The organism is Coleofasciculus sp. H7-2, from assembly GCF_042747725.1.
Classification (GTDB): domain Bacteria; phylum Cyanobacteriota; class Cyanobacteriia; order Cyanobacteriales; family FACHB-T130; genus FACHB-T130.
This window is the reverse complement of sequence record NZ_JBHZGO010000072.1, coordinates 1-7387: the sequence shown is the minus strand read 5'-3', so window position 1 is coordinate 7387 and position 7387 is coordinate 1. Positions and strand designations below refer to the sequence as shown.

The following is a 7387-nucleotide window of genomic DNA, read 5'->3' as shown; positions in this document are numbered from 1 at the left end:
CTTGGCTTTCAAACTATTATTTTTTCTAGGTTCGGTGCGCTTCGGTGTCGCTTCACTTTCGCTTGCTCTCCCGACCGCTTTATTAATGTAGCAACCTCTTACCAACTCTGTCAACTGTTTTGAAAAATTTTTTTGATAATTTCTGAAAAGCCCAAGGGGCGCAGCATTTGCGCCACAATGGGTTATGCATTGAGCGCCTGAGGAAAGGAATCTGTGAATTTTCAGTCGGTGATTGCTACATTGCATAAGTTCTGGAGCGATCGCGGTTGCCTGATCGCTCAGCCCTACGATATTGAGAAAGGGGCAGGCACCAAGAATCCTCATACCTTTTTAAGATGTCTTGGACCTGAACCTTGGGCTGTGGCTTATGTCGAACCTTGCCGTCGTCCCACAGATGGACGCTACGGCGAGAATCCGAATCGCTATCAACACTATTATCAGTATCAAGTTTTGATTAAGCCTTCACCAGATAATATTCAAGAGATATATCTGGACTCGCTAAGAGCGTTGGGTATTCGTCCTGAGGATCACGATATCCGGTTTGTGGAAGACAACTGGGAGGATGCCACAGTAGGAGCTTGGGGTGTTGGCTGGGAAGTCTGGCTAGACGGGATGGAGATCACTCAGTTTACTTACTTTCAGCAGTGCGGAGGCATTGATTGTAGACCTGTCTCAATTGAGATCACTTATGGTTTGGAGCGATTAACCATGTACCTCCAACAGGTCGATGCATTGACTAAAATTCACTGGACTGATGATCTTACCTATGGAGATGTTCACCTCCAGGGAGAAATTGAGCAGTGTGTCTACAACTTTAAAGCATCCAACCCAGAGTTGTTGTTTACCTTATTTGGTCTGTACGAGCAGGAGGCAGAGCAAACAGCTCAACGCGGACTTGTCTTACCCAGCCTGGATTATGTTTTGAAGTGTTCTCACACATTTAATTTGCTGGATGCTAGAGGAGTCATTTCTGTAACCGAGCGGACGCGCTACATTGGCAGAATTCGCAAATTGGCACGGCGAGTCGCTGAGCTGTACTTGCAGCAACGAGAGGCACTGGGATTTCCGCTGTGTAAACTACAAGAAGCTAAAGAACCAGTCGCTCAAAACTAGCTAGAAATTTGGAGGATAGGTATTTCAGTGGGCTTGGTAAGCCTAAGTGGGGTTTTGGAACGCATTAGCCATCAATTTGACAAACTGGGGATTGCCGAGCCAGTTGTGCCTTGGAGACATCCGCTAATGATGGCGATTGTAATCTTTAGAATAAGCACTTTTGTAGGACTAGCCGAATGGTGCGGACGAATGGTGACGGATGCAGATGTTACTAAAAAAAGTCGAGCTGACCACGACAAACTTGCAACCTGGATTTTTCTGTTAGCGGCAGCAGGCTACACCAGTGGATTATTGTCTCTGGTAATGCAGCAATCAATATTGGAAAGTCTGCATTTTGAGATGGGTTCAATTGTGCTGGTATTGCTAGCCGTTAATGGGATTATCGGTGTGACTGGTTTTGGGGGCAATAAAGCGGTGTTGCGGACAGTTTGTGACCCCTACTTGGGAAGCACAGCCCTCTGTATGCCGTTTCTGCACGCTGTACTGGGCTTGAAGATAGGTTTGACTATCTAATGAACTTAGCCAATGGCGTCATTTTAAGTTTGGCTTATATTCTGGGCTTACTTTCTACGGGATCGCCCTGGGGGAAGTACGGAATACTAGGCTTGGGGATTGGGGCGGCTATTGTCTTACCCCGATTTTGGCGAACCGGCCCGAAATCGAGAGTGTGGCTGGCGGCTGGAATTGTTGGGTGGCTAGCGGCACTTTATTTTCAAGTGCGAGTGCCGCAACCAGCGCCGAATGACATTAGCAAGTTTGTGTCTGCCCAAAATATTAGAGGGCAGGAGCAGGTTGTCACTGTTCAGGGCAAGATTGCGACTCCGCCCCGTCTGACGCAAAGTCAGCGATCGCAATTCTGGCTGGAAGCCTCTAAATTAAATGAGGTCAAGAACGGCGAGAACAAACCCGCTGATGTTAGTCAGGGGGTGACGGGCAAGTTATATGTAACTGTGCCTTTACTGCAAGCTACTGGTTTATATCCGGGTCAAGAAATAGCAGTAACTGGCGTCTTGTATAAACCTAAGCCCGCTGCCAATCCAGGAGCCTTTGACTTTCAGGCTTACCTAAAACGAGAAGGTGGGTTTGCCGGTCTTAGCGGGCGTCAAGTTAGCTTTGCTAATGAACCAGAAAAACGTCCGTGGGGATTCTGGACTATCCGGCGGCGGATCATCCAATCTCAAGTACGTTGGTTAGGCAGTCCAGAGGGTCAGCTGGTCAGTTCGATGGTGTTGGGGAATCAGGCGGTAGATTTACCTTACGATGTTCGCAATAAATTTATCCAGAGTGGTTTGGCTCATGCCCTTGCGGCGTCTGGATTTCAAATTTCTTTAATTCTGGGTGTGGTGGTGGCTCTAACCCAGCGTTTTTCGGTGCGGACGCAATTTATCATTGGGTTCGGTGCCCTAATAGTTTTTGTAGGTCTAACAGGCTTGCAGCCCTCTGTGGTTCGAGCCGGGGTGATGGGAGTCGGGGCATTAATTGCTTTGGCGATGCAACGAAAGGTTAAGCCGGTGAGTTCGCTGCTACTTGCTGCCACTCTCTTATTGCTGTTTAATCCCCTGTGGATTTGGGATTTAGGTTTTCAACTTAGTTTTTTAGCCACTCTAGGATTATTAGTTGCAGTACCGGCGGTTACAAAATGGCTGGATTGGTTGCCACCCGCGATCGCATCCTTGATTGCGCTTCCGATAGCCGTTTTCCCGTGGGTTTTACCCCTACAACTTTATGTCTTTGGTCTGGTATCTCCCTACAGCATCCTGGCAAACATAATCAGCACCCCTTTGATTTCCATCATTAGTATTGGTGGAATTATCAGCGCCTTAGCATCATTGATCTGGCCTTTAGCTGGAAGTGCCTTGGCTTGGTTGCTATATTACCCAACTCAGTGGCTGATTCTGCTAGTACAATTTTTTTCCCAGTTACCAGGAAATTCTGTTGCTGTCGGCACCATCTCTGTTTTGCAACTGTTGACTCTATACGGGCTAATTGCTCTGGCTTCGCTCAGCAAATGGTGGCGTCGGCGTTGGTGGTTTGCGGGTCTAATTGCTGCCAGTTTAGTGGTTGTTCCGGTTTGGCAGACAAAAGTAACTTTGTTTCGAGTCACGGTACTTTCTACAACAGGAGAACCCGTGTTAGTGATTCAAGATAAAGGACAAGTCATGCTGATTAATAGCGGGGATGCCACAACAGCTAGTTTTACCGTGCTACCTTTTTTGCAACAGCAAGGCGTCAATGAAATTGACTGGGCAGTCGCTTTCAATTCTCAGCCTAGCCTCAGAAGTGGCTGGTCTAAGATTTTGGAACGCTTGTTAATTAAAACGTTATATGTTAATAATGCCGCCCTGGGAAGTATTAATGCGGGGTACTCACAAGGGGTTCCCCTACAAACAATGCGCTTGCCACTGGGTCAAAGTGTGCCGGTTGGCTCTACGTCTATCAAGTTAATTAGCGATCAACCGCCAGTCTTGCAACTGCAAATCAGTAACCAGACTTGGTTGCTCTTAGGAAATTTTAAGCCAGAGGAAGATGGAAAAAAGCTAGGGATTATCAAACAATTGCCGCCTACACAGGTGCTTTGGTGGTCGGGAGAGCGCTTACAGGCAGATTTGTTGAAGCAGTTACAACCAAAGGTAGCGATCGCTGCCTCCGCGACTATCGATCCAGAAACGACGCAAGAGCTGCGAAAGAATAAAACTCAGCTTTACTCGACCGATCGTGACGGTGCCATCCAGTGGACTCCCAGTGGTGGATTTGAGACAACCCTGGAGGCAACCGAAAATGACTTAGGGATTAACTATTAACTTGAACAAGTGGTAGTTTTCAGAGTTATGATAGACACTGGAACATCAGCTGTAACACAAGCTAACTTGTTCTTGGAGAGGTGGCAGAGTGGTTGAATGCGACTGACTCGAAATCAGTTGTGGCGGCAACGTCACCGGAGGTTCAAATCCTCTCCTCTCCGTTGATTCAACTAATGCAGTGAGATTGGCTGGACGCCTTCAACACGAGGCATCACGCGACCAATGGCACGGCTGTGCGAATAACCGAGAGATTGGAGTAAGGCAAGACAAGAACTTGCTTGCTCGGCTGGAATCGCAGCTAACAGACCGCCAGAAGTTTGGGGATCGAACAGCAGCGGGTAAGTAGCGCGATCGCTAACTGCTGATAAATTATTAATTTGGCTCGATGCGCGTAAGTTTTGGGGATGGAGAGAGCTGAAAATTCCCATTTGCAGTGTCTCTATTGCACCTTCTAGCACCGGGATTGCATCCATCTCTAATTCAACCGTTATACCAGAGGCTTGAATCATCTCTAATAAGTGCCCCAGCAATCCAAAACCTGTAATATCGGTACAAGCTTTAGCTCCATGTTTTAATAAACACATGGCGGCGGCTTGATTTGACAGCAGCATTGACTGGACGGCATCATCAATCCAGCGACCTTTTACTTGCAAGCGCATCTGTGCAGCAAATAGAGTTCCCGTTCCTAGTGCTTTGGTCAAAATTAGCACCTGACCCGGCTTCATACCGCCTTTTCGCAACAGTTGATGGGGATCGGCTAAACCATTGCAAGATAAACCAAAGACGAGTTCTGCACCTTCAGTTGTGTGTCCGCCGACGAGAGGTGTTTGCGCTTGGTAAAGTACCTTGGCAGCACCCGACAACAGCTGATAAAGAGTCTCCTCCTGCTTTTGTTCTAAAGCATAAGGGATAGTTGCGATCGCTAGCGCACTTTGGGGAGTTGCTCCCATTGCAAAAATATCGCTCAAGCAGTGATTGGCGCTGATTTGAGCGAAGATAAATGGATCGTGGATGAGAGTACGGAAATAGTCGAGGGTATGAACCATCACCCGATCTACTGGTACCCGCACCACAGCAGCGTCATCGGGTGCATCCAGTCCAACTAGGATATCCTCTCTGTCCGTCCATTGCGGTTGTTCCCCCTTGAGCCGGTGCAACACTCGCTCTAGGGTGGTACTGCCGATTTTAGAAGCACAACCAGCACAGCGCATTTGAGTATTGAGAACGGAGGAGTGAGTGCTAAATGAGGCATCAACCGTGAGTGCTGAGTCAGGATTGACGATTTTTTCTGACATTTCTGGCAGATTGCTGAAGCGTGCCATAAATTGACGGTCGATGCGGTCTTTCCAGTGCCAAAACAAGCGGGATTCGCACCCCATAGCTCCCCAGGAAGCGATCGCCTGACCATCCCCTGTACCAATTAAACTAAGATATTGTTTCTGCGGCTTATAAGGTTTGAGTGGTTTCCCCAGTAACGTCCGCCGCAAGTTGTTAAACAGTGGCTTCCCCTGACGCACCGCAAAAACTCCGGCTTTCGGACGAGGATGATGAATCATCGTGGCAATATCACCAGCGGCAAATACTTGGGGGTGAGATAGCGATCGCAAGGTATCATCTACCTGAATAAAACCTTTGGTATCGGTAGCCAATCCAGATGTTTGCAGCCAAGGGGGTGCCGATGCTTGTGTCACCCAAAAAACGCGACACTCAGCAGGAGTCGCAACACTCACGCATTCAACCGCTAAACCAGACTCACAAATAACCTTGTGCGGTTGAACTTCACACACCTTTTCCTCTAGATGCAACTCAACCCCACGCTGGGTTAAAATCTTCTGAAGACGCCGACCTACCCAGCGATTATAGTTCGGTAAAAGCTCAACGCCGCTATGGAATAGATGGATTTCTAGATTTTCTGGAAACTGCTGGGAATGCTCAAACAATTGATGCAGGCGAGATTGCATTGCCAGCGCCAGTTCCACTCCGCCAGCACCTCCACCCACAATGCTAAGTTGTATCGGTTTCTCAGGCGTTTCTGCAACACTTTTCAGCAGTTGATTCCATTCACTTAATAATTTTGCTACGGGTTTAGCTGGAATGGCGTACTCCGCCGCACCTGGTATAGATATTGTGGCTGGGGTACTGCCGATATCAATTGATAACAGGTCAAATGCAACATCTGGATGGTTAGCACAGATAACTTTATTATTTTCCAAATCTAGACCAATCGCTCGGTCAAGATAAAATTGCGCTTGGGCAAATTCGGCAAGGCGTCGCAGATCGATATGACTTTCATCGTAGTCATAAAAACCTGCCACATGACCGGGCAACATACCAGAATAGGGCGTATGAGAAGTGTCTGTAATCAGCGTCAGGCGTACTCCCAGCAACGGTTTCATGCCAAACATTTTCAGCACAATGGCATGGCTGTGTCCGCCACCAATCAGCACTAAATCTTTAACAATCGGAGATGTTACCTGCATCTAAAAGCCAGTGTTTAAATTTTCCAGAGTGACGAGATGCCAGCCCTATAGATCATGGTAATTATTTCAGAGCTGGCAGAGTGCATCGCACGTATCGCGCCGTCGTTCAAGTTACACTACCTTGTGGAACTGCAAAACTGAACATCTAACCTCATGATTGACCTTTACACCTTCACAACACCGAACGGGCGCAAGGCTTCTGTCATGTTGGAGGAAGTCGAGCTTCCTTACAACGTCCATAAGATTGACATCACCAAGGGAGAGCAATTTACGCCGGAATTTGTAGCAATTAATCCGAATAGCAAAATTCCTGCGATTGTTGACCAAGACACTGGCATAACGGTTTTTGAGTCGGGTGCTATCCTGATCTATATAGCAGAGAAAACTGGAAAATTCCTACCTACAGAACAAGAAGCTCGCTTTCAAGTGCTGGAGTGGCTGATGTTCCAAATGGGAAGCGTAGGACCAATGTTTGGTCAATTAAACCATTTTAAGAAATTTGCTCCGGAAAAGATTCCTTACGCAATTGAGCGATATGAGAAAGAAACACTACGACTTTACGGTGTCTTAGACAAACAGCTGGCAGATAGGGAATTTATCTGCAATGAATACTCGATTGCTGATATTGCCACATTTCCTTGGGTTGCTAGCTATGAATTTCCAGGTTTAACCCTAGATAATCATCCAAATCTTAAACGCTGGTTTGAGACAATTCAGCAGCGTCCAGCCGTACAGCGCGGTATGACAGTGCCCTAAGAAGTCAACAGGTAAAAAGCACAAGTAGCGGGAGGGTGGGCACTGCCCACCTATCTATTTTAAGAAGAAGCGATCGCTAATATTTTCAGCTAGTCACAAAAGCGTTATTAGGCGTTGCTGAATTAGGGTATGATGCGAGCGAGAATGCGAGAGGGGAGCCGAAAATGATTTCTTTGATTTTGATAGGGAATTGGAACATCTCCAAATCTGAGATAATGAATTAGTAATCGAATTGAA

Annotated in this window: 5 protein-coding genes and 1 tRNA gene; 5 read left to right on the top strand and 1 reads right to left on the bottom strand. The window is 47.2% G+C overall.

Annotated features, from left to right (window positions below):
* The first annotated feature begins 213 nt into the window (after positions 1 to 213).
* The 4 genes from glyQ (at position 214) to ACFW2W_RS14295 (ending at position 4075) form a co-directional block, all read left to right on the top strand.
* Positions 214 to 1113: a glycine--tRNA ligase subunit alpha gene (glyQ, locus tag ACFW2W_RS14310; protein ID WP_378179096.1), complete on the top strand. Its 900-nt coding sequence runs from the start codon at positions 214 to 216 to the stop codon at positions 1111 to 1113.
* A 27-nt stretch (positions 1114 to 1140) separates the two neighbouring features.
* The gene (locus tag ACFW2W_RS14305; RefSeq protein ID WP_378179093.1) at positions 1141 to 1626 is read left to right on the top strand and encodes a DUF4079 family protein; all 486 of its coding nucleotides are present in this window, start codon (positions 1141 to 1143) and stop codon (positions 1624 to 1626) included.
* A complete protein-coding gene (locus ACFW2W_RS14300; protein WP_378179091.1) occupies positions 1626 to 3914 on the top strand; it encodes a ComEC/Rec2 family competence protein in 2289 nt (762 codons plus the stop codon). Before ACFW2W_RS14305 ends, ACFW2W_RS14300 begins: the two co-directional genes overlap by 1 nt.
* A 74-nt stretch (positions 3915 to 3988) precedes the next feature.
* Positions 3989 to 4075, top strand: a tRNA-Ser gene (locus ACFW2W_RS14295).
* A gap of 9 nt (positions 4076 to 4084) precedes the next feature.
* On the opposite strand, the gene selD is transcribed toward ACFW2W_RS14295, so the two are convergent.
* Positions 4085 to 6394 (bottom strand): selenide, water dikinase SelD, encoded by a 2310-nt coding sequence (gene selD, locus ACFW2W_RS14290; RefSeq protein ID WP_378179088.1) that lies wholly within the window; start codon positions 6392 to 6394, stop codon positions 4085 to 4087.
* A gap of 153 nt (positions 6395 to 6547) precedes the next feature.
* Between selD and ACFW2W_RS14285 the strand changes: the two genes are divergently transcribed.
* On the top strand, positions 6548 to 7150 hold the full coding sequence (locus tag ACFW2W_RS14285; protein WP_378179085.1) for a glutathione binding-like protein: 603 nt from the start codon (positions 6548 to 6550) through the stop codon (positions 7148 to 7150).
* The last annotated feature ends 237 nt before the right edge of the window (positions 7151 to 7387 follow it).